The organism is Dyella mobilis (assembly GCF_016904945.1).
In the GTDB taxonomy this organism is placed as follows: Bacteria; Pseudomonadota; Gammaproteobacteria; order Xanthomonadales; family Rhodanobacteraceae; genus Dyella_B; species Dyella_B mobilis.
On record NZ_JADIKF010000038.1, the window covers coordinates 24,429 to 47,254 of the forward strand.

The 22,826-nt window shown below is 64.5% G+C and carries 19 protein-coding genes and 1 pseudogene; 10 read left to right on the forward strand and 10 right to left on the reverse strand.

Features of this window, described 5'->3' with window-relative positions:
- Position 1: 1 nt before the first annotated feature.
- Positions 2–1,876, reverse strand: a complete 1,875-nt coding sequence (locus ISS99_RS07760) for an MFS transporter (protein ID WP_204631044.1) — start codon at positions 1,874–1,876, stop codon at positions 2–4.
- 119 nt (positions 1,877–1,995) lie between these two features.
- On the opposite strand from ISS99_RS07760, the gene ISS99_RS07765 reads away from it, so the two are divergent.
- From ISS99_RS07765 to ISS99_RS07770, 3 genes and pseudogenes are all read left to right on the forward strand, one after another.
- Positions 1,996–2,376, forward strand: coding sequence for a DUF2784 domain-containing protein (locus ISS99_RS07765; protein WP_204631045.1), 381 nt, complete (start codon positions 1,996–1,998; stop codon positions 2,374–2,376).
- Between the two features lie 78 nt (positions 2,377–2,454).
- Positions 2,455–2,751, forward strand: a pseudogene (locus ISS99_RS23825) (GFA family protein); the annotation flags it as partial.
- Positions 2,752–2,892: 141 nt separating this feature from the next.
- Positions 2,893–3,291: a VOC family protein gene (locus ISS99_RS07770; RefSeq protein ID WP_204631604.1), complete on the forward strand. Its 399-nt coding sequence runs from the start codon at positions 2,893–2,895 to the stop codon at positions 3,289–3,291.
- Between the two features lie 3 nt (positions 3,292–3,294).
- On the opposite strand, the gene purD is transcribed toward ISS99_RS07770, so the two are convergent.
- The 6 genes from purD to ISS99_RS07800 form a co-directional block, all read right to left on the reverse strand.
- Complete coding sequence (purD, locus tag ISS99_RS07775) at positions 3,295–4,578, reverse strand: phosphoribosylamine--glycine ligase (protein WP_204631046.1); 1,284 nt, start codon at positions 4,576–4,578, stop codon at positions 3,295–3,297.
- Between the two features lie 75 nt (positions 4,579–4,653).
- The gene (locus ISS99_RS07780; protein WP_204631047.1) at positions 4,654–6,027 is read right to left on the reverse strand and encodes an AMP-binding protein; all 1,374 of its coding nucleotides are present in this window, start codon (positions 6,025–6,027) and stop codon (positions 4,654–4,656) included.
- A gap of 149 nt (positions 6,028–6,176) precedes the next feature.
- Complete coding sequence (gene tsaC, locus ISS99_RS07785; protein ID WP_204631048.1) at positions 6,177–6,767, reverse strand: L-threonylcarbamoyladenylate synthase type 1 TsaC; 591 nt, start codon at positions 6,765–6,767, stop codon at positions 6,177–6,179.
- 50 nt (positions 6,768–6,817) lie between these two features.
- Entirely contained in the window at positions 6,818–9,334 is a 2,517-nt protein-coding gene (locus ISS99_RS07790; RefSeq protein WP_204631049.1) for a DNA topoisomerase I, read from the reverse strand.
- 136 nt (positions 9,335–9,470) lie between these two features.
- Positions 9,471–10,616, reverse strand: coding sequence for a DNA-processing protein DprA (gene dprA / locus ISS99_RS07795; RefSeq protein ID WP_204631050.1), 1,146 nt, complete (start codon positions 10,614–10,616; stop codon positions 9,471–9,473).
- An 80-nt stretch (positions 10,617–10,696) separates the two neighbouring features.
- Entirely contained in the window at positions 10,697–11,845 is a 1,149-nt protein-coding gene (locus ISS99_RS07800; protein WP_204631051.1) for a LysM peptidoglycan-binding domain-containing protein, read from the reverse strand.
- A gap of 192 nt (positions 11,846–12,037) precedes the next feature.
- Between ISS99_RS07800 and def the strand changes: the two genes are divergently transcribed.
- The 5 genes from def to ISS99_RS07825 all read left to right on the forward strand — a co-directional run bounded on the left by def (position 12,038) and on the right by ISS99_RS07825 (position 17,783).
- On the forward strand, positions 12,038–12,547 hold the full coding sequence (gene def, locus ISS99_RS07805) for a peptide deformylase (protein WP_204631052.1): 510 nt from the start codon (positions 12,038–12,040) through the stop codon (positions 12,545–12,547).
- 145 nt (positions 12,548–12,692) lie between these two features.
- A complete protein-coding gene (gene fmt, locus ISS99_RS07810) occupies positions 12,693–13,628 on the forward strand; it encodes a methionyl-tRNA formyltransferase (RefSeq protein ID WP_204631053.1) in 936 nt (311 codons plus the stop codon).
- Positions 13,625–14,920 (forward strand): 16S rRNA (cytosine(967)-C(5))-methyltransferase RsmB, encoded by a 1,296-nt coding sequence (gene rsmB, locus ISS99_RS07815; RefSeq protein WP_204631054.1) that lies wholly within the window; start codon positions 13,625–13,627, stop codon positions 14,918–14,920. Before fmt ends, rsmB begins: the two co-directional genes overlap by 4 nt.
- A 108-nt stretch (positions 14,921–15,028) precedes the next feature.
- Positions 15,029–16,786, forward strand: coding sequence for an ArnT family glycosyltransferase (locus tag ISS99_RS07820; protein ID WP_204631055.1), 1,758 nt, complete (start codon positions 15,029–15,031; stop codon positions 16,784–16,786).
- Positions 16,773–17,783 (forward strand): glycosyltransferase, encoded by a 1,011-nt coding sequence (locus ISS99_RS07825; protein WP_204631056.1) that lies wholly within the window; start codon positions 16,773–16,775, stop codon positions 17,781–17,783. The genes ISS99_RS07820 and ISS99_RS07825 overlap by 14 nt, the downstream gene beginning before the upstream one ends.
- Here ISS99_RS07825 and ISS99_RS07830 read toward each other — a convergent pair.
- Genes ISS99_RS07830 through ISS99_RS07840 form a run of 3 tightly spaced genes read right to left on the reverse strand, consistent with a single transcriptional unit; the run spans position 17,750 to position 20,681 of the window.
- The gene (locus ISS99_RS07830) at positions 17,750–18,583 is read right to left on the reverse strand and encodes a glycosyltransferase family 2 protein (RefSeq protein WP_204631057.1); all 834 of its coding nucleotides are present in this window, start codon (positions 18,581–18,583) and stop codon (positions 17,750–17,752) included. The genes ISS99_RS07825 and ISS99_RS07830 overlap by 34 nt on opposite strands.
- On the reverse strand, positions 18,580–19,788 hold the full coding sequence (locus ISS99_RS07835) for an O-antigen ligase family protein (RefSeq protein ID WP_204631058.1): 1,209 nt from the start codon (positions 19,786–19,788) through the stop codon (positions 18,580–18,582). The genes ISS99_RS07830 and ISS99_RS07835 overlap by 4 nt, the downstream gene beginning before the upstream one ends.
- On the reverse strand, positions 19,785–20,681 hold the full coding sequence (locus ISS99_RS07840; RefSeq protein WP_204631059.1) for a glycosyltransferase family 2 protein: 897 nt from the start codon (positions 20,679–20,681) through the stop codon (positions 19,785–19,787). The genes ISS99_RS07835 and ISS99_RS07840 overlap by 4 nt, the downstream gene beginning before the upstream one ends.
- A gap of 224 nt (positions 20,682–20,905) precedes the next feature.
- Here ISS99_RS07840 and ISS99_RS07845 point away from each other — a divergent pair, with 224 nt between their 5' ends.
- Both ISS99_RS07845 and ISS99_RS07850 read left to right on the forward strand, forming a co-directional pair.
- Positions 20,906–21,724, forward strand: coding sequence for a glycosyltransferase family 2 protein (locus ISS99_RS07845; RefSeq protein WP_204631060.1), 819 nt, complete (start codon positions 20,906–20,908; stop codon positions 21,722–21,724).
- Complete coding sequence (locus ISS99_RS07850; protein WP_204631061.1) at positions 21,724–22,764, forward strand: CDP-glycerol glycerophosphotransferase family protein; 1,041 nt, start codon at positions 21,724–21,726, stop codon at positions 22,762–22,764. Before ISS99_RS07845 ends, ISS99_RS07850 begins: the two co-directional genes overlap by 1 nt.
- Positions 22,765–22,826 lie beyond the last annotated feature (62 nt).

Consider the following 22,826-nt stretch of genomic DNA (forward strand, 5'->3'; position numbering starts at 1 on the left):
GCTAGGCCAAATCTCCGCGCAGCGCTTGCACGCGATCCTGCAATACCGCGGCATCCATCTGCGCGGCAGGTGCGGCGGCGTCCACAACCAATTCGATGCGTGCACGAAAGCGGCGTGGCAGGCGCGCACGTCCGAGCATGGAATCGCGCCGGCTCCACACGCTTCCCCACAATCCGCGCAAAGCCATCGGCACGACCGGCACCGGCCTGCGCTGCAGAATTTTCTCGACCCCGGCACGGAACGGCGCAAGCTGGCCATCCCTGGTCAATCCGCCTTCGGGAAAGATGCATACCAGCTCGCCGTTTGCCAAAGCCTCGTCGATATCCTCGAAGGCCCGTTGCAACACGGCCGGATCTTCCTTCTGGCCGGCGATGGGAATCGCCTTGGCCGTCTTGAACACGAAGTGCAGCAACGGGATCTTGAATATCTTGTAATACATCACGAAGCGCGCCGGCCGGCGCAGGCTTGCCATCAGGATCAACGGATCCATGAAACTCACGTGATTGCACACCAGTAGCGCAGCGCCCTCTTCCGGCAGATGCTTCATGCCCTCCACCCGAATGCGATAAAGCGTATTCACCAGTATCCAGGTGATGAATCGCATCAGGAATTCGGGCACCAGCGTGAAGATATAGACCGCCACCACCACATTGAGCACCGCTGCGACCAGGAACACCTGCGGCACGCTCAAACCCACACGGTCGAGCACCAAACCGAACAACGAGGCGGTCACGATAAACAGCGCATTGAGAATATTGTTGCCGGCAATCACGCGGGACAACCGGTCGGCCTTGGTGCGCGCTTGCACGAAAGCGAACAGCGGTACCACGTAGAAGCCGGAGAACACGCCGATAAGCGTAAGGTCCAGCACGATCCGCCAGCTTCCCGCAGCAAGCAGGAACGCCGACCAGTTGCGCCCGTGCACCCCCGCGGCCACGGGCCCGCGCAGATACAGATCCAGCGCGAACACGGTCAGGCCGAACGCGCCGAGCGGCACCAGACCGATTTCCACGCGCCGGCCGGACATCTTTTCGCACATCAAGGCGCCGATCCCCGTACCCACCGAGAACAACACCAGCACCGTCGTGTAGACCGATGCATCGCCACCCAGATCGATGCTTGCGTACATCGGCAGATGCGCCAGCACCAGCGTGCCGAAGAACCAGTACCAGGAGATGCCGAGGATCGCGTTGAATACCGCGTGGCTCTCGCGGGTAATGCGCAGCACGCGCATCGTTTCCGACACGGGATTCCAGTTGAGTTTCAGATCGGGCGCCGTGGCGGGAGCCGCAGGAATCAGGCGGCTGGCGAAATAGCCAACGATGGCAATGCCGATGGTCATTGCCGCGGAGTAATGCGATCCCCCATCGGCGATCTGCATCACCTGCACACCCGCGATCAAGCCGATCAGGATCGCCATTTGCGTGCCCATCTCGACCAGCCCGTTGCCGCCCACCAGCTCGAAGGGTTTCAGGGCCTGCGGCAGAATCGCGTACTTGATCGGGCCGAATACCGTCGAATGCATGCCCATCATGAACAGCACGCAGAGCAACAGCAGCAGGTGATGAGTAATGAACCCATAAGCCGCCAACATCATCGCCAGGATCTCGAACAGCTTGACGTAGCGGATGATGCGCGTCTTTTCGAAGCGCTCCGCCAACTGCCCGGCCGATGCCGAAAACAGGAAGTACGGCAGAATGAACAAGCCCGGCGCGAGATTGTTGTACAAGCTCACATCGCTCTGCGGCAATGCCATCCTGTAGGAAACCAGCGCCACCATGGCGCTGCGGAACGCGTTGTCGTTGAAGGCACCCAGCGCCTGCGTCCAGAAAAACGGCGCGAACCGGCGGCGTCCTAACAGGGTGAACTGGCTCATGCTGATCCTTGGCGTTGGGCTGGGCGTAGCCTAGCGCGAAACCCTGCGCGTCATCGAAGACTTTCCATCGCCACGTCCGCGCGGCGTACCATGGCGCGACTGATCGAGGACATTCCGCGATGGCCTGGCCGCTTATCGTCGCCGACGCCGTACTGGCCTTCCATCTGGCCTTCATCTTGTTCGTTGCACTGGGCGCACTGCTTGCCCTGAAGTGGCGCTGGATTCCCTGGCTGCAACTGCCGGCCGCAGCGTGGGGCTTCTACGTGGAACTTAGCGGCAGGATCTGTCCGCTAACCTACGTGGAAAACCATTTCCGCGCCGCGGCGGGAGAATCCGGTTACAGCGGAGACTTCATCGGACACTACCTGCTGGCGACGATCTACCCTTCCGGACTCACCCGGGAGATCCAATACCTGCTTGGCGCGCTCGTGCTGGGCGTGAACGCTTGCGTGTACGCCTGGTTGATGATCCGACGCCGACGCCGCAAACCCGTCCGTTGAATCATCGTGGCGTGGATTTGCCACGCGCTGCTCGCTTAAGCTTGACCGCCTAGCCCGGAAAGGTCTGCGAGTATCGCCATGGTGATTTCAGGACGTTGTCATTGCGGAAACATCGCATATGAGCTGGATTGGAAAACCGATCCATCGCAGATCCCTGCGCGTGCCTGCACCTGCTCGTTCTGTACCGGCCACGGCGGCGTCTGGACATCCTGCCCGACCGGCTCGCTGCAGATAACCGTGCGTGATCCTTCGCTGGTATCACGCTATGCCTTTGGCACCGGCACTGCCGATTTTCAGGTCTGCGCGCGCTGCGGCGGCGTGCCGGTGGTGACGAGCCGGATTGATGGCCAGCTGTATGCCGTCGTCAACGTCAACACCTTCCAAAACGTGCCGCCCTCCCTACTTCAACGTTCATCGTCGACGCTGGACGAGGAAACCGGCGACGAGCGACTCGAACGCCGCAAACGCAACTGGATTGCGAATGTGTCATTCGCCGCCCCTGGTGAAGGCACGACCATGCAACAAGCGCTGGCTCACGTTGCGCTGGTGGTTCGCGATTACGACGAGACCATCGATTTCTACACCAAAAAGCTGCGCTTCGTCGTGCTCGAAGACAGCTATCAACCGGAGCAGGACAAGCGCTGGGTCGTCATCGCGCCGCCAGGGTCGTGCGGCACCAGCTTGCTGCTTGCGCGCGCGTCCACGCCGGAACAGGAATCCTTTGTCGGCAACCAGGCCGGCGGACGCGTGTTTCTGTTTCTCGGCACGGACGACTTCCGGCGCGACTACCGCGACATGATCTCCGCGGGCGTCCGGTTCGTGCGGCCGCCCAGTGTGCAAGCCTACGGAACGGTTGCCGTGTTCGAGGACCTCTACGGCAACCGCTGGGATCTGCTGGAATACCGCCGCGACTGAAAATCAGCCTCGGCGCAGAGCCCGGTGCGCGATGTCGCGACGACAGAAAGCACCGTCAAAGTGGATCTTCCTGACCGCCGCATAGGCATTTTCACGCGCTGCCGCGATGTCTTTGCCCAACGCACAGACGGTAAGCACGCGACCGCCGGCGGTAATCGGGCGGCCATGCACATCCAGCTTGGTGCCCGCCTGGAAAACCTTGACGTCCGCACCCAGCTCGGCATCCAGCCCTTCGATCAGGTCACCGCTTTTCACCTTGCCCGGATAACCGCTCGCCGCCATCACCACGCCGATCGACGGGCGTGCATCCCACTGCGCGTGGGTGTGGTGCAGTTCGCCATCGAGCGCCGCTTCGATCAGATCGACGAAGTCGGACTTCAACCGCAGCATGATCGGCTGGGTTTCCGGATCGCCGAAGCGCACGTTGAATTCGATCACCTTCGGCGTGCCCTGCTTGTCGATCATCAGCCCGGCATAGAGGAATCCGATAAACGGCGCCCCTTCGGAAGCCATGCCGCGCAAGGTAGGCTCGATCACTTCTTTGAGGATGCGCTTTTCCACCTCGGGCGTTACCACCGGCGCAGGCGAATAGGCGCCCATGCCGCCGGTATTGGGACCCAGGTCGTTGTCGTCGCGGCGCTTGTGGTCCTGGCTGCTGGCCATCGGCAACGCGTGCGAACCGTCGCTCATCACGATGTAGCTCGCTTCCTCGCCCTCCAGGAACTCCTCGATCACCACGCGCGCGGAAGCATCCCCAAAAGCGTGCGCACCAAGCATGTCGTGCAGCGCCAATTCCGCATCGCCCAACGTCAACGCCACCACCACGCCCTTGCCCGCCGCCAGGCCGTCGGCCTTGATCACGATCGGCGCGCCGCGTTCGCGCACATAGGCCAGCGCGGGGTTGAGCTCGGTAAACACCGCGTAGTGCGCGGTCGGAATGTTGTGGCGGAGCAGGAAATCCTTGGCGAAGGCCTTGGAGCCTTCCAACTGCGCGGCAATCGCCCGCGGCCCGAAAACGCGCAAGCCGGCGGCGCGGAACTTGTCGACCACGCCGGCCACCAGCGGCCCTTCGGGACCGACTACGGTGAGCTCCACCTTTTCGGCCTTGGCCAGTTTCAGCAACCCCTCGATATCGGTGACCGCCACATCGGCATTGCGCACGCCATGTTCGCGCGCGGTTCCGGCGTTGCCGGGCGCCACGATCACCTCGCTGACGCGCCGCGACTGCTTGAGCTTCCACGCCAGCGCGTGCTCGCGACCGCCGTTGCCGATAACCAGAACTTTCATGCCGGGGACTCCGAAATTGCCGGCGCCGCGAGGGCGCAACTGTGCAATTGTAGCGGGGACCCGGCCTGCCTTGAGCTAGGGCCTGGCGAGCAGATCCAGCAGGGCGGCCCGGGGCAGCTTGCCGGTCTCGTTGCGGGGCAGGCTGCCGACCAGGCGCAGCGGGCGGGGCAGGAACACCGGATCGATCGACGCACGCAAAGCATCGAGGATGGCCTGCTCGCTTACCCCCGGCGCGACGGCCAGGGCGGCGATGCGGCGCACGCCGATGGCGTCGGCCTCGTCGGATTGAAACACCACGCCATCCTCGACCCCCTCAATGGCCAGCAGGCGGCGGGTCAGGTCGCCGAGCGAAGCGCGCTTGCCGGCAATTTCCAGCAGGTCGGCATGGCGGCCGCACAGCTCGAAGTGCCGACCTTGCTCGTGCAACTGCACGATATCGGCGAGCGTTGCCGGTGCGTCCAATTGCGGTGCCTCGATCTGCGTCCCATCCGGCTGCGGATGCAGATGCACGCCGTGATAAAGCGACCAATGCCTGTCCACGATCACCCGGCGCGAGGCAAAAGCGCAGGTCTCGGTAGAGCCGAACACTTCCAGCAGCGGCGCGCCGAAATGGCGCTCCGCCTGCGCTGCCAGCTCCGGCGGCATCGGCGCGGTGGCTGACAGCATCGCAGCCAGCGGCGGCAGTGCCACACCCGATTCGACCAGCGCGCGCAAATGCACCGGCGTGGTGACCAGCACGCGAGGTTCGGGCATCGCGGACAGCGCAGTGGCGATATCGGCGGGGAAGAACGGCCGACCGGAGTGCACCTGCACCTCGCCCAGCAAAGGCAGCAACACCGACATTTCCATGCCGTAGACGTGCTGCGGCGGCACCGTGGCCACCACGGCAAAATGCTCGCCGACCACGTGCTGCAGCATGCGCAGGTTGCCAGCGGTGCTGGCGCACAGGCTGCGCCAGGTTTTCACGTTCGGACGCGGCGAGCCGGTGGAACCGGAGGTATAGCCGACCGCCACGGACTGCGTGGCCGGAATGGACGGCCATTCGATGGGAACGGGCACCGCGGCACCCACCGTCAACGCTGGCAATACGTGGTAGCGCTGCGGAGCGGGGTCCAGCGGACGGTCGCCAACCACGTGGCATCCCGGATAGGCGGCCATCACCTCTTCCACCGCATGCGGTGCACGAGAGGGCGGCAACAGGTTGGCCTGGCCGCGCAGGGCGATCGCGCAGAAAGCGACCAGGAATGCGTAACGGTCTTCGCACAGATTGACCGCCGCCGCGGCTTCCGGCAGCTGGGCGGCGACGTGTTCGACGTGGGCCACGAATTGCGCGGCGGTAATCGTCTCGCCTTCGTGCAGCGCCACGATGCGCAGTCCGTCGCCCGCCTTCAACAAAGGCAGCAGGCGTTCTGCTTCATCGCGTTGATAGGTGTCGTAGACGATCGCCACGCCACGTGCTCCTGCTGCCTTGCCGATGCATAACCCCGTCTGCCCGGGCAGCCGTGCTGCCGGTGATCGGAGTGCCGATTGTTATCCCCCATCCTCATGGTTGCGGCTGAATCGGCGCCTACTTGCGCCGGGTGCCGCTTGCCCGGGATTCAGGTGCGGATGATAGCGCCTGTCAGCGCATCGCGAATGGTGGTCGGCTGGGATGCACCGCCCAGGGGCGCATCGACGGCACCGTCCAGGGCAGCGCCGAAATACTCATCCAGGGTCGCCAGATCGCGCGCAGGCGGCTGGCCGTGAGGGTTGGCGCTGGTCGATACCAGAGCACCGCCAAAGGCGCGACACAGCGCAATGGCCGGGGCGTGGGCACTGACACGCAAGGCAATGCCGGCATGGGCACCGGCCACCCACTCCGGAACTTCCGCGCTGCGGGGAAAGATCCAGGTAAACGGGCCGGGCCAACTGGCCTGCACCTGGGCCAGCACGCCGCGGGGCACTTTGGGCAGATCGACGTAGCGCTCGACGTCGGCGAAGTCGGCCGCAATCAGCAATACACCTTGCGTGGCCGGGCGCTGCTTCAAGGCAAAAATGCGCTCGAAAGCCTGGCGATTGTGCGGATCGCAACCGAGGCCGAACACCGCTTCGGTGGGATAGGCCAGCACACCGCCGGCGTGCAGCGCGCTGGCGGCCTGGTCGAGCTGGGCGAGCGTGTAGTGCTTGGGGACTGTGCTTCCCGATTCCATCGCTATGTATCCAAGGCACCCCTCGCCCGAAGGGAGAGGGGGCGTGTCGATCAGGCTTTGGCTTTCTTGCTGGCAGCCTTCTTGGCCGGCGCTTTCTTGGCCGCCGTTTTTTTCGTTGCCGTTTTCTTGGCTGTCGTCTTCTTGGTTGCCGTTTTCTTGGTCGCCGTTTTCTCTGCGGCAGCTTTCTTTACCGGCGCCTTTTTAGCCGCAGCTTTCTTCGCGGCAGGCTCGGCTTTCTTGGCCGCGCTTTTCTTGCCGAAACGGCCTTTCTTGACCGGCGCCGCCGCCAGCAGCTCCATGCACTGCGCTTCGGTCAGATCCTTCGGCTCCTGATCCTTGGGGATACGTGCGTTCTTCTCGCCATCGGTGATGTACGGACCGAAGCGGCCGTTGAGAACCTGCACGCCGTTGCCGAAATCCTTGATGATGCGATTGGCGATCAGCTCCAGCTTTTCCTGCACGATCTGCAGCGCGCGCGGCAGCTCGATCGTATACGGATCGTCTTCCGCCTTCAGCGAAGCATAGGTGCTGCCCTGCTTCACGAAGGGACCGAAGCGGCCGACGCCGACGCTCACTTCATCGCCGTTTTCAGCCTGTCCGAGCTTGCGCGGCAGCTTGAACAGCTCAATGGCTTCTTCCAGCGTAATCGTGTGCATGCTCTGACCCGGACGCAGCGACGCGAACTGCAGCTTCTCGTCCACGTCCTTGTCGCCGATCTGCGCATACGGTCCGTAGCGGCCCAGGCGTACCGAAACCGGCTTGCCGCTTTTCGGGTCGGTGCCGAGTTCGCGTGCGCCGGTGGCTTCGCTGCGATCGACCGATTCGGTTTTCTCTTCGACCTGCTGCTTGAACGGCTGCCAGAAGCGCTGCATCAGCGGCACCCAGGCCTCTTCGCCTCGGCTCACCGCATCGAGCTCGTCTTCAAGCTTGGCGGTGAAGTCGTAATCGACGTACTGGGTGAAATGCTGGGTGAGGAACTTGCTGACCGCACGGCCGACGTCGGTGGGACGGAAACGGCGGTTGTCGAGCAGCACGTACTCGCGGTTCTGCAACACCTGGATGATGCTGGCGTAGGTGGACGGACGGCCGATGCCGTATTCCTCCAGCACCTTCACCAGGCTGGCTTCGGAATAGCGCGGCGGCGGCTCGGTGAAGTGCTGGTCCGCAACGATTTCGTGCAGCGGCACCTGCTCGCCTTTCTGCAAGCGCGGCAGGCGACGGCCTTCGTCGTCGTCCTCGGCGGACTTCTGGTCGCGGCCTTCTTCGTAAACGGCAAGGAAGCCGGGATCGACGATGGTGGTACCGGTGGCGCGGAACGCGGCGTCGCCGCCCTTCACCTGCTTGACGTCGAAATCCGCCGACACTGTGTTCATGGTGGCGTGGATCATCTGGCAGGCGACGGTGCGCTTCCAGATCAGCTCGTACAACTTGCGCTGCTCGTCGTTGAGAAACTGCGCCACTTCACGCGGCGTGCGCATGGCCGAGGTGGGACGGATCGCCTCGTGCGCTTCCTGTGCGTTCTTGGACTTGGTGCGATAGACCTGCGGACCGTCCGGCAGTGCCTTGTTGCCGTAGTCGCGCGCAATCAGCTGGCGCAGTTCGCCGACGGCATCGTCCGACAAAGCGGTGGAGTCGGTACGCATGTAGGTGATCAGGCCGACGTTGCCTTCGCTGCCCAGGCCGACACCTTCGTACAACCCCTGCGCCACCTTCATGGTGCGGCTGGTGCCGAAGCCCAGCTTGCGCGCGGCTTCCTGCTGCAGCGTGGAGGTGGTGAAGGGCGGTGCCGGGCGGCGCTTGCGCTCCTTGCTGCCGACTTCGCTGACGGTAAGGTGGCCGCGGGCAGCTTCCTTCAGTGCGGCGCGCGCCGCCATCGCATCGGTTTCGTTGGTGAGGTCGAACTGCTCGAACTTCTTGCCGTTGAGCTTGGTCAGGCGCGCACTGAAATCGCCGTCGGCGTGCTTGAGCTGCGCTTCCACCGTCCAGTATTCGCGGGCGACGAAGGCTTCGATTTCCTCCTCGCGCTCCACGATCATGCGCAGCGCCGGGCTCTGCACGCGGCCGGCGGACAAGCCGCGCTGCACCTTGCGCCACAGCACGGGCGACAGGTTGAAGCCGACCAGGTAGTCCAGCGCACGGCGCGCCTGCTGGGCGTCGACCAAGTCGTGCGACAGGGCGCGCGGCGCGGCCACGGCAGCCTTGATCGCCTTGGGGGTGATCTCGGAGAACACCACGCGGTGCATCTGCTTGCCGTCGGCAAGGCCGCGCTCTTTCAGGATCTCGCTGATGTGCCAGCTGATCGCCTCGCCTTCGCGATCCAAGTCGGTCGCCAGATAGATGTCGTCGGCGACCTTGGCTGCCTTGGCGATGGCGTCGACGTGTTTCTCGTTGCGCTCGATCACCTCGTACTTCATGGCGAAGTTGTGGTCGGGATCGACTGCGCCCTCTTTGGGCTTCAGGTCGCGCACGTGACCGTAGGAGGCCAGGACCTGAAAGTCCTTGCCGAGGTATTTATTGATCGTCTTGGCCTTGGCCGGCGACTCGACGATGAGCAGGTTTTTTGCCATGTGGCGGGGGGTTCCAAAGATGCCATGCGCGACCGTATGGGGACGGCCGCTCTATATATAGTTGGAAGCATGCCAGCTCGACGGCTGTCAAGCTGCCACTTGTGAAAGCGAGGTCTACGACCCTTTCCGACGCGTCTCAAACACCTGGCAAGCGCTGATAGCGACCACCCGCCAGCCCCTCGACACGGCCCTCCAGCTCCAGCATCAGCAGCATGGATGACAAAACGGCAGCGGTTTGGCCGGTGCGTTCAGCCAGCTCGTCCAAGGCCGCCGGAGCGTGGCCGAGCGCGTCCAGCAGGCGTCGGTAGTCCGGATCGTCGCGCCGGCCGTCCGAAGGCAGCCGATCGCGTTCTGTGCCTGCCTCCGGCGATTGGTCCAGGCGTCGGGCCAGTTCGACACCCAGGGCCCGCGCGGCGGGAGCCAGGGTTTCGACGATTTCCGACGCGCCTTCGACCAGCCGCACACCTTCCTTGATAAGACGGTGGCAACCACGGGCGAGCGGATTATGGATGGATCCGGGCACGGCGAATACCTCCCGCCCCTGTTCGCCCGCCAGCCGCGCGGTAATCAGCGAACCGGACTGCAGCCCTGCCTCCACCACCAGCGTTCCCAGCGACAGGCCGGCAATGATGCGATTGCGGCGCGGAAAGTGGTCGGCGCGTGCCGCCGTACCGGGCAGAAATTCACTGACCACTGCGCCAGCGGCTTCCACCTGCGCCTGCAACGGGCGGTGCTTGCGGGGATAAACCCGGTCGGGGCCGGTGCCGATCACGGCGATGGTCGGCAAGCCTTCCGTCAGGGCCGCCTGGTGGGCCGCACCATCGATCCCGTCGGCCAGGCCGCTGGTGATCACGAAGCCCGCCTGGGCCAGCTGCCTGGCAAAGGCGCCCGCGACGCTCTTGCCGGCGGCGCTGGCGCTGCGCGCCCCTACCACCGCCACCTGTGGACGCAGCAGCAGGCTGGTATCGCCGCTGACGAACAGCGCCACCGGCGCTTGCGGGATGTGTTCGAGCAGGGGTGGAAAATCGGGCTCCGTGCAACGGAGCAGGTGATGGTTCGGCGCCGCCAGCCAATCCAGGTCCGCGGCCAGTCTCGCCTCATCCGGCCGCTCCAGCCAGGCCCGCGCCTCCGGCGCCAGCAGGGCCGCCTCCTGCCGAAGCCGGGCAAGCACTCGGTCAGCCCGTCCCTGCGCCGCAGTCAGCCGCTCACGCAGGCCTGCCGGGCCCAACCCTGGCGTGCGCAGAAGCGTCAGCCAATCTCGCCATTGGGCTTGCTCATCCATGCCGCGAGTCTAAGCGAGCGCCACAAACGAACACGGCGCGGGATCGCCGCGCCGTGCTGTGGGCCGATGTCGCCTTGAAGCTACTCGGGCATCTTGGCCCTGGCGCCGATGTGCACCGGCTTGAGGCCGTCCATCACGATGCCGTAGCTCACCCGGTCGAAGGTGCGGAAAATCATCACGTGCCCGACGTACTCGTCCGGCAGGGTCACGGTCTTGAAGGCGTAGCGGTTCCACACATCGTGGGCTACGTCGTCGTAAACCTGCTCGCCCGGCTGCCACAGCGAGAAGGTCGTGCCGTTGTCCACGCCATCCTTCGAACCGATCGACAGCACCACCACGTCGTTCGGGCCGACCTGGGTAATGCGCTCGTGGGAGAAGGCGATGACGCGGCCGTCGCCCGGTGCACTCTTGGGCGGATGCGGGTAGTAGTAAGGGTCGTACGGGTTGTCGTCCACCGGCATCAGACGGTCGCCGGCGCGAATTTCCATGATGGAATTGAGCAGCAACAGGGTCGACGGATCGCCGCCGCGGAGAACTTCCGCCTGGCCGATCACTTCCACTTCCATCGCCAGGGTCTTGCCGCGGAAGACGTGATTGGGCGTGGAGCGGCCCATGTCGGTCGTCCATTCCTCGTTCCATGGCGAGCGCGTGGTAGCCACGTCGCTATCGACCAGATTGGCCGCCATGTCGTTGCTTTCCTCTTCTTCCGAACCGCCGTAGGTGCGGAAGACGTGGGTCGGGCGCACGATCGCCCAGCGCTGGCCGGGCTGCGCATGCAGATTGCGCACGTAGAGGTTGCGGCCGGCGGTGCCGGTGATGTCCGCCTCCTCGAAACCCATGACATAAGGCGCGTTCTTCACCTCGTCCGGGTCCACCACGCGCGAATCGCGCAGGAACGGCTTGAGCTGGTCCACCGAAATGGCCGGAATCGCCTCGCCCTCGTGGCGGATGGCCGGTTCCAGGCGCAGCGCGGGGCCGCCGTTAATAAAGGACAGGTCCAGCACGTCGCCCGGGTAGATCAAATGCGGGTTGTGCACCTGCGGATTGGCCTGCCAGATCTCCGGCCACAGCCATGGCTTGGACAGGAAACGGGCGGAAATGGCCCACAGCGTATCGCCGCGGCGCACCGTGTAACTGTCAGGGTGATCGGCACGAAGCTGGGTACCGGCCGCATAAACGGCCACTGTGACCAGCATGCCGGCCAGCAGCCCGATGGACTTTCTAATCATAAACCGGAATCCCCCAATGCCCCCTTGCTCGGGCGAGTGTAACCGAAGCATTAACCCAAGCAACACGTATCCAGTTGGCAAATTCGTGCGCCGACAACACGTTGAACCACGTACAATAAGCACATTCTAGACTGCGCCAGGGCTGGTTTTTTACCAATTCGCCCGCAATTCCGGCGCCTGAGGTAAAAAGCCATGTCCGTACTGACCATCCTTGAATTCCCCGACCCCCGGCTGCGCACCAAGGCTGCGCCGGTCACGGTATTCGACCCTGCATTGAAGCAGTTCGTCGATGACATGTTCGAGACGATGTACGCTGCCAACGGCGTGGGCCTGGCCGCCACCCAGGTCAACGTACACCAGCGGGTGCTGGTGGCCGACATGAGCGAGGAGCGCGACCAGCCGCTGGCCCTGATCAACGCCGAGATCCTGGAAAAGGACGGCAGCCAGGTCTACCAGGAAGGCTGCCTGTCCTTCCCCGGCATCTATGCCGACGTCACCCGCGCCTTGAAAGTGAAAGTCCGCGCCCAGGACGTCGAAGGCAAAAGCTTCGAGCTGGAAGTGGAAGGCCCGCTGGCCGTGTGCATCCAGCACGAAATGGATCATCTCGCTGGCAAGGTCTTCGTCGATTACCTGTCGCCGCTGAAGCGCTCGATCCTGCTCAAGCGGCTGGAGAAGCAACGCAAGCAGGCTGCAAGCGCTTGATCGAGAGAAACCCTGATCCGTTCCGTGCGGGCGTCATCGGCACTGTCGGTTCGCTGACTCGACCGCCAGCCAGTTTGTCCACGCCGGCGTCCCGGTGATCGGCGAACAGACAGCATCAGCGCCACCTACACGGAACAACAGATCAGTGCATCCCTTACGCATCGTTTTCGCCGGTACCCCGGAATTTTCCGTCCCCTGCCTGCAAGCCTGTCGCGGCAGCGGCGCCGAGGTGGTGGCCGTCTACACGCAACCGGATCGCCCGGCCGGCCGCGGTCGCAAGCTGACACCCAGCCCGGTAAAGGAAGCCGCCTTGGCGGCCGGCATCGCGGTCGAGCAACCGGAAAGCCTCAAGACGATCGAAGCACGCGAAACGCTCGCCGCCTATCGGCCCGACCTGATGGTCGTGGTGGCCTACGGCCTGATCCTTTCGCGCAAGGTGCTGGCGATTCCGCGCATCGGGTGCTGGAACGTGCACGCCAGCCTGCTGCCGCGCTGGCGCGGCGCCGCGCCGATCCAGCGCGCGATTCTTGCCGGCGACGCGGAAAGCGGCGTCGATCTCATGCAAATGGAAGCCGGCCTGGATACCGGTCCGGTATTGCTGGAACGCCGCACACCGATCAGCCGTGAAGACACCGGCGGCACTTTGCACGACCGGCTCTCGCTGCTCGGCGCCGACGTGCTGATGGAAGGTATCGCCCGCGTCATGGCCGGCGAAACCTTGGCGGCGCAGGCACAAGCGGAAACCGGCGTCGTCTACGCGCACAAGCTGGAAAAAGCCGAGGCGCTGCTCGATTTCGCGCGCCCGGCGCTTGCACTGGAACATCAGGTGCGCGCCTTCGATCCATGGCCCGTCGCCGAAGGCGACATCAACGGCGAGCGCGTGCGCATCTGGTCGGCGCAAGCGGTGGAGCAAGATCGCCCCGCCCCGCCGGGTAGCATTCTGTGCACGCATCGCCACGGCATCGACATCGCCTGCGGCGAGGGCGCATTGCGCGTCACCGCGCTGCAGCGGGCCGGCGGCAAGCGCATCACCGCCGCCGACTATCTCAACGCTCGTCCCGAACTGCGCAGCGCACGATGAACGATACGCGCGCACTGGCCGCACAGGCATTGGCCGATGTGGCGCTCCGCGGCACGTCGTTGCGCGAGGCCATGGAAAAAAAGGCGCCGCTGCTGCGCGACCCGCGCGACCGCGCGCTGATGATGGCCTTGCTCAGCGACGGCGCACGCTGGTGGCTGCGCTTCGACGCCGCGCTCGACCGCCTGCTCGACAAGCCGCTGCGCCGCAAGGAACCGGAAGTGCACGCACTGTTGGTGCTGGGACTGGTGCAGCTGGAAATCCTGCAACTGCAGGACTACGCCGCCGTCGCCGCCACCGTGGAAGCCACGCGCGCACTGCAACGCCCGCGCCTTGCCGGCCTGGTCAATGCCGTGCTGCGCCGCTGGCAACGCGAACGCGAGCAACTGCTGGCGGCACTCGATACGCAACCGCAGACACGCTACGCGATGCCGACGTGGCTGACGAAATCCTTTGCTGCGGATTGGCCGGCACAGCAGGAAGCCGTGCTCGCCGACAGCAATCGCGAACCGCCATTGATGCTGCGCGCGAATCGCCGCCGCGTCGCGCGCGAGGCACTGCTCGAACAATTCCACGCGGAGGGCTACGAAGCTCATCCGCATCCCTGGCTCGCCGACGGCATCGTGTTGCCGCATAGCACCGACGTCACCCGCATGCCCGGCTTTGCACAGGGACTGTTTGCGGTACAGGACGGTGCTGCACAGATCGCCGCCGATGTGGCAGACATCCGCCACGGCCAGCGCGTGCTCGATGCATGCGCGGCACCCGGCGGCAAAGCCTGCCACCTGCTGGAACGCGCGGACATCGAACTCACCGCGCTGGAATTCGACGCCAAGCGCGCCACGCGCATCCGCCAGAACCTGGATCGCCTGGGCCTGCGCGCCGAGATCTGCGTGGGCGATGCCGGCGAGCCCGCCCAGTGGTGGAACGGCCAGCCGTTCGACCGCATCCTGATTGATGCGCCCTGCTCGGCCACCGGCGTGCTGCGCCGCCGCCCCGACGTACGCCTGCACCGCCGCGCCAGCGACATCGAGGCACTGGTGACGCAACAGCGGCGCATCCTTGCAGCACTGTGGCCGTTGCTGGCCCCGGGCGGACGCCTGGTCTACATCACCTGCTCGCTGCTGCGTGTCGAAAACGAGGCCGTCGTCGACGGCTTCTTTGCCGCGCGCAACGATGCGAAAGAGGCGCCCATGCAGCTTCCGGTCGGACAGGCCGCCGCCGCTGGCTGGCAGATCCTGCCCGGCGATGGGGATCTCGACGGCATGTACTATGCCGTGTTCGAGCGGTGCTAGCGCTACTTCCCCTCTCTCTGGAGAGGGCCGGGGCGAGAGGCCAATCTTGCGGTAAGACTCGTTTGTTCCAATAGCCTATTCCAAGCCACACCGAAGCCCACGGGATCTATGGCCAGCGCAGCCCATCACGCCCCACTCTCCGCAGGAGAGCGAGCGACCACTCAGGAACGCCGCCAGTTCTGGCTGATGCTGCTGTTCACCATCGTGATGCTCGGCATCGGTATCGGCCTGCGCGATCCGTGGCCGTCGGACGAACCGCGTTTCACGCTCGCCGCCAAGCAGATGGTGGAAAGCGGCGACTGGATGTTCCCGCATCGCGGCATGGAGCTGTATGCCGACAAGCCGCCAATGCTGATGTGGCTGGAAGCGGCCAGTTTCGAAATCGTGCGCAACTGGCGCATCGCTTTCATGCTGCCTTCGTTCTTGTCGGCATTGGGCACGCTGTTGCTCGTCTACGATCTCGGACGGCGATTGTGGAATCGCAAAGTCGGTGTGTATGCCGCGATGGCCGCACTGATGTGCATCCAGTTCGTGTTCCAGGCCAAGCGTGCGCAGATCGATCCGCTGGTGGTGTTCTGGATCACCGCCGCCAACTGGGGACTGCTGCGCCATCTGTTGTGCGGGCCGAACTGGCGCATGTATTGGTTCGGCTGCTTCTGCGCCGGATTGGGCGTAATCACCAAGGGCGTGGGTTTCCTCGCGCTATTCATGCTGCTGCCTTATGCGTGGGCGGCGCGGCAAAAATGGAACGGCATCGCCGTCATGGGCGCCAGCGCGTGGTGGCGCTGGCTGCTCGGCCTCCCGGCAACCTTGGCGGCCATCGGCGTCTGGCTGGTCCCGATGCTGCTGGCAGCGCGCATGCATAGCGACAATCCGGCTTACGCCGCCTACGTCAACAACATCCTGTTCCACCAGACCGCGGGGCGTTACGCACATGCCTGGCAGCACGTGCATTCGGCGTTCTATTACCTGCCGATCCTGCTCTACAACTGGCTGCCCTTGTCGTTGACCTTTCCCGGCAGCTTCGTGCGCTGGTGGCAGGGGCTGAAAGCCAAGGATGCGCGCATCCTGCTGCCGCTTGCATGGTCGCTGCTGGTGCTGCTGTTCTTCAGCGCCTCCAAGGGCAAGCGCGACGTCTACATTCTGCCGATGCTGCCGATGGTGGCGCTGATTACCGCGCCTTATCTGGAAACCATGCTGTCCACGCGCTGGCTGCGCGCACTCGGCGCACTGTTCCTGATCGCCACCGGCGGCTGCATGCTGGGACTTGGCTTCTACGCCTTGCATGCGCATCCGGCCTTCACCACCCGGTTGGCCTATGAGCGTGGCTTCGACGGCCCGGCCGACAGCCTGTGGTGGATGTGCGTCGCCATCGGCGCCTCGCAATGGCTGGCGCTTGCGATATTCCGCTGGCGCCGCATGCACTACGCCATCGTCGGCGGCATGCTCGCGCTGTGGATGGTGTGGGGTTTGTGGGGATATCCGCTGCTCAACGACAGCAGCTCCGCCTCCGAGCTGATGGCCAATGTGCGCAAACATCTGGGGCCGCACGACGAGATCGGGCTGATCGACTGGAAAGAGCAGAACCTGCTCATGCTAGATCGCCCTGCGGTCGACTTCGGCTTCAGCACGCCCACTTCGCAACAGTTCGTACACGCCGTGCAATGGCAGGCCGCCGCGCCGGCCACCCGCTGGCTGTTTATCCAGGAACCCTCCATGGGCCCATGCGTGGATCGCAGCAAAGGCATCAACATCGGCCACGCCAATCGCCGCGACTGGTGGTTATTCAAGGCCGACGCCGTGATTTCCGGCTGCGTACCCAAGAACAGCGACGAAGCCACGGAAACGGAAGATGGCAGCCCCTGATTCCACACCACTGCGCTGCCAGCTGATCGCGCGCGACAACGGTGCCGGGCTCAGCCGCGACCTGCCGCTGCTGGCCGATGCCTTGCAGCGCGCCGGATGCGACACGCAAACGCTGGGCCTGCCGCATCGCGGCCGCCTGGCGGAATGGCTGACGCGCCTGCAACTTGCGCGCAAAAGCCCGGCATTCGACGTGAACGTGATGTTCGAGCGCATTCGCCCGGAATTCCAACGCGCGGCGCGACGCAACGTGCTGATCCCCAACCCGGAATATTTCCGCACGCAGGATCGCGCAGCGCTGCCCGGCATGGATCTGACGTGGGTGAAAACGCGTCATGCCGAACGGCTGTTCCAGGCGCTCGGCGCACGCACCTGCTACATCGGCTTTACCAGCCCCGATCGCCTCGACCCCGCGGTGCCTCGCCGCCAGGCTTTTTTCCACGGCCCCGGCCGCAGCGGAAACAAGGGCACCCAGGCGTTGCTGGCGTTGTGGAAGAAGCATCCGGAATGGCCGACGCTGACCGTGGTGTGGCGACGCAAGCGCGTTGAAATCGACGCATTGCCCGCCAACGTGACCCTGATTCGCGAACACCTCAGCGACGCCGACTATCGCCGCCTGCAAAACGAGCACCGCTTCCATCTATGCCCTTCGCAAACCGAAGGCTATGGCCACTACCTGGTCGAAGCGATGAGTTGCGGCGCGGTGGTCGTAACGCTCGATGCCGAACCGATGAATGAACTGATCACACCTGAGCGCGGCCTGCTCGTGCCGGCGCAGGCAGCGGGCACGCAGGATCTCGCCACGCTGTACGGCTTCGAAGAAGCGGCGATGGAGCAAACCGTCGAACGCTGCCTGCACCTGGATGCGAGCGCGGCCGAACAGATGGGCCAGGCGGCGCGGCGCTGGTATGAAGACAATCACGCCGATTTTCCGCGCCGGCTGCGCGAGGCGCTGCGCGCACTGGATCAGGAAACCGCAGCAAATTCCGCCACGTGTTGATCGATACCGCGCTCGCAACGCACCAGCCGCTGATCGATGCTGGCCTGGAGCAACTGGTTGTTGGGTAGCGACGGATCATTCACCCAATCCTGCGCACGCGACGAATGCTCCAGATGCATCGCCAGGGCCGCCCACTTCAATGCGCGCCGGCGCAGGCCGGCGTTTTCCAGGCGCACCACCAGTTCGCGATCTTCCGCACCGTAGCCTTCCATGCGTTCGTCGAAACCGTTGACGCGCAGCAGGTCGTCGCGCCAGAAGCTCATGTTGCAACTCATCACCCGGCCGCCGTTGCGCGAGCGGGCTTTCCAGCGCGCCAGCATCGGCTGGCGAAACGCGTAGAGCCGGCGGGTGCCGTCGAACTCGTGGAAGTTCGCCTTGACCCACGGCGTGTAGACCGCGCGTCCGCCGGCCAGCAGGCGCTGGCTTTCCAGATGATTGGCCTTCAATCTGCCGCCCTGCAAAAAAAAGCCCGGCTCGGCCAGCATCACGTGATCGGCAATGAAGCGGGGATGCATCAGCATGTCCCCATCCAATAGCACCACATAATTGCCGGTGCTCGCGGCAATGCCTCGATTGCGGCAACGCGCGGCACGAAAACCCAGGTCTTCCTGCCAGATGTGCCTGACCGGAACCGGCAGTTGCGCGGCGGCGCGCGCGACCACCTCGGCGGTGTCCGGGCCGGAACCGTCATCGGCAATCAGCACCTCGTCGGGCAGGCGCGTTTGCATGGCCACGGTTTCCAGCGTGCGCTGCAAGGCCGTCGGCCAGTTGTACGTGATGATGATCAGCGAAACGTTCATGCCTGGCTTGCCGGTTTCGCGTCCTGCCGATCGAACATCGTGGCCAGGGCCAGCGGCAGCCAGGTGATCAGCCAGCCGGGACGCGGGCTGTCGAGCAGGTGTGGCAGATCGAACTGCACCGCCACCGTGGCAAACACCCACAAGCCGAGCACCACCTGCCCCAGCGCCAGGTGCCGATGGCTCCATGCGCGCCACCCCAGCGTCAGCCAGATGCCCAGCCACAGCAACAAGGCCGGCACACCCAACTCGATCGCCAGCTGGGCGAACATGTTGTGCGCGTGATCCAGCACCTCGGTGCCCGCGTCGATCTGGAACGCGCTGCCCTGCCCCAGTCCAAGCAGCGGGTGCTGACTGATCAGATCCATCGACTGCGCGAAGATCTGCGGCCGCAGCGACCAGCCACGTTCCAGCAGAACGTGCAGCCCGGCCAGCGCGCCCAGCGCACCCAATACGCAGATCAGCCCGGCGTACAGCCATGCGCGGGGACCGCCCCGGCACAACACCAGTGCCACCAGGGCGGCGAACATGCCGGCCCATGCGCTGCGCGTAAAGGTAAGCAGCACGAACAGGATCAGCACGCTGATCGCCAGCCATTTGGCCAACATCCAGCGCCCCCTTTCCACTTGCCACGGCCAAAGCCACAGCATGGCCGCCGCCATGCCGGCCGCGGCGAGATTGGAGTTGGCCATCACACCCACGCCGACCAGGCGCCCACCGGCAGGCGGATGCAGCCCGTAGTGCACGAGGATCGCCGCCGCCACCGCCGCCATGACCATGCTGCAAAAAACCAGCATGCGCCGGGTGCGCAAAGCATTCGCACCGAAGACCCATTGGCAGGCGAACAGAAACAGCAGGATGCTCAGGTTGCGCGCGACTTCATCCGCCGGGCGCACCGCATGCGTCCAACACAGCGATATCCAGCCCCAGATCAGCAGGACGACGGACCACGACATCAACGGCAGGCGAAAAAACGCCAGCACCCGACGCGGATGGCTGGCCGTCAGGATGATCGCCGGCAGCCACAGCGTCAGCGCCAGCACATATTGGTAGGCCTTGCTGGGATTGTAGGAAGGGCCGGACGGCATCACCGCCATGCCGACCACCAGCCACACCATGCCCACCACCATCACGCGGCGCATCCAGCCGGTGAAGGCGGTGTCGTCCGGGTCGCCCCACACCTTGGTTGCCGCCATCAGATCGCTCATGCGTGCTGGCCTGCTGACGTGCGCAGGTCCGCCGGCGACTGCGCGAAATCGGCCAGATGCTTGTCCAGGCCGAACTCGGTACGAACCAGGCGCTGCTCCACGGTGACGTGCATCAGCTTGTTATTGGGCAGTTCCGGATCACTCGGGTCCTGGTTCGACACGCTGCGATGCTCCAAATGCAGCGCCAGCGCTGCGAATTTGATCTGGCTGCGGCGCAGGCCGGCATTGCGCAGGCGGATGTCGATTTCCAGATCCTCGCTGCCGTAGCCGTGCATGCGCTCGTCGTAGCCGTTGACGCGCACCAGGTCCTCGCGCCAGAAACTGACGTTGCAACCCATCGGATGCCCGGTGGAACGCGACTTGATGCGCGCCAGCCACGGCAATCGCAACGTGTGATGGCGCCGTCCGAAGTGATAGGTGCTGCGATCGCGGTCGTCGCGGAAATAGGCATCGACGAACAAGCCGAAGCGAGGCTCGCCGCCGCCGAGCAGGCGTGCGGTCTCCGCATCGGTGGTGCGGATGCGCGTGCCCTGCAGAAAGCGGCCCGGTTGCGCCAGGCGCAGGTGGTCTTCCACGAAACGGGGGTGCAGCAGCATGTCGCCGTCGAACTGGATCACATATTCGCCACGCGCCGCCGCGATGCCGCGATTGAGGATGCGCGCCTTGCGGAAACCGTCATCGGGCTGCCAGACGTGCCGCAGCGGCACGGGAAAGGTCTTGGCAATCGCACGCAGCAGTTCGGCAGTGTCTTCGCGCGAACCGTCGTCGACCACGACCACCTCATCGGGCAGGCGGGTTTGCCCGGCAACGCTGTGCAGGGCCAGCGCCAGGGCTTCTTTCCAATTGTAGGTGGAGACCATCAAGGTAACGCTGGCCACGGGTGTCTGGGACATGACGATCTCGGTTTCTCATTCAAAATCCAGGAAACGCCGATGCATTCATTTCCCCATGCGAAGCGGCAAGACCTCGAGCCCGCAAGGGTTCCGACACGAACACTTCCCTTAGCGACCGCATCTTAACCCAATGCATCCGGGCAAAATGAAGCGTGTCCCGAACGCGCCGACCCGGTCACGTGCCACGTGCACGGATTCGGCCGGATGCCCGCTAGAATGTACGCATGGCGCATCTTCTTCCGCTCACGCTCGTTGTGATCACCCGCAATGAGGCGCAAAAAATCGCGCGCTGCCTGGACAGCGTGCCGTTTGCCGCCGAAAAACTGGTCGTCGACAGCGGCAGCACCGACGACACCGTCGCCATTGCACAGGCGCACGGTGCGCGCGTGGTGCATCAGGATTGGCTAGGCTTCGGCCCGCAGCGCAATTTTGCCGCCACGCAGTGCAGCCACCCGTGGATTCTTGCGCTGGATGCCGACGAATACCTCACGCCAGCCCTGATCGAAGAGCTGCAGCAACGCCTGCCCGGATTGATGGAAAGCGATGCCGCCGCGGCCATCCTGCGCCGGCATCTCATCTACATGGGCCGCCCCATGCGCTGGTATCGCCCGGCGGTAGGCGAAAAGATGGCCCGTCTCTACCACCGCGACCGCGCCCGCTGGAGCGACGTGCGCGTGCACGAGTCACTGCAATGCCAAGGGCCGGCGATCACGCTCGATGCGCCGTTCCTGCACGACAACAACCCCAGCCTGGTCGAGAAGCAGCTCAAGGTGCTGCTGTACTCCGAACTCAAGTGCCGCGACTGGCTCGACAAGGACAAGTCCGCGCGCATGTGGCAGACCCCGTTCGTGTTTGGGCTGGCCTTCATCAAGGACTACTTCCTGCGCCTGGGCTTTCTCGACGGCTGGCGCGGCTACGCCATCGCGCAGACGGCAGCGAGCTACGCCGCCTACAAACGCATGCGCTACTACGAGATGCGGCAAAATCCGGCTTCTCGCGACACTGCCGCCGCGGCCCTGACCCGCAGCGGACTGGATCACTGATGCCCACGCCCGCTCAAAAGAAGCATTACCTGCTATACGGCTCGGAGCGCTACGCGCTCGCCATCCTGCGCCCGCTGCAGGACGCCATCCGCGCGCGCGGCGACGAAACCGCCTGGTTCTTCGACGGCCCCGGCGCAAGCGATCTGGTCGAAGGCGAGCGCCTGCTCAGCGTGGAAGAAGTGCGCCGCTGGAAGCCGATCGCGGTCATCACACCCGGCAACCACCTGCCGCATTTCTTTCCCGGCGTGAAGGTTGAAACCTTCCACGGCTTCAACGCAGGCAAGCCGCGGCACGTGTATATCCGCGGCTTCTTCGACCTGTATTGCACCACCGGCCCGAAGGACACCGCCCAGTTCGGCGCGCTGGCGAAAAAGCTTGGCCATTTCAGCGTGACCGAAACCGGCTGGCCCAAGCTCGATCCCTTCATGAAAGAGATCGCCGGCCCGCTGCCCCCTGTGCGCAAGCCGCCGGTGATTCTCTACCACTCCACGTTCTCGCCTTCGTGGAGCGCGGCGGAAACCTTGTACGAAGAAGTGAAGCGTCTGTCGCGCGACGGTCGCTGGCACTGGATCATCACCTTCCATCCCAAGATGAATCCGGAAACCACGGCGAAGTACAAGGCGCTGCAAAACGAGTACCTCACCTTCGCCGAAAACGACAACATCCTGGACCTGTTCCCGCAGGTCGACATGATGTGCTCGGACACCTCCTCGGCCCTCAGCGAATTCCTGCTCACCGGCAAGCCGGTGGTGACCTTCAAGAACCGCGCGCCCGGCCCGCAGCTGATCGACATCGACGATCCGGCCCAATTTGAGCCGGCGATCGAACGCGCCCTGGCGCGCCCGCCCGAGCTGATGCAGGCGATCCGGGATTTCGGCGACGCCATTCACCCGTATCGCGACGGCCACTCAAGTGAACGCGTGCTTGACGCGATCGACGCGTTCATCGCCGGCGGCGGTCGCAATCGCAAGCGCAAGCCATTGAATTTCTGGCGCAAATTCAAATTGCGCCGCCGCATCGGCTATTGGGGGCCGGCCTGAGCGCCCAGGCGCTCACCGCCAGTTCACCCCTTCAGCTCAGTAGAATTTCGACACCCAAGCCG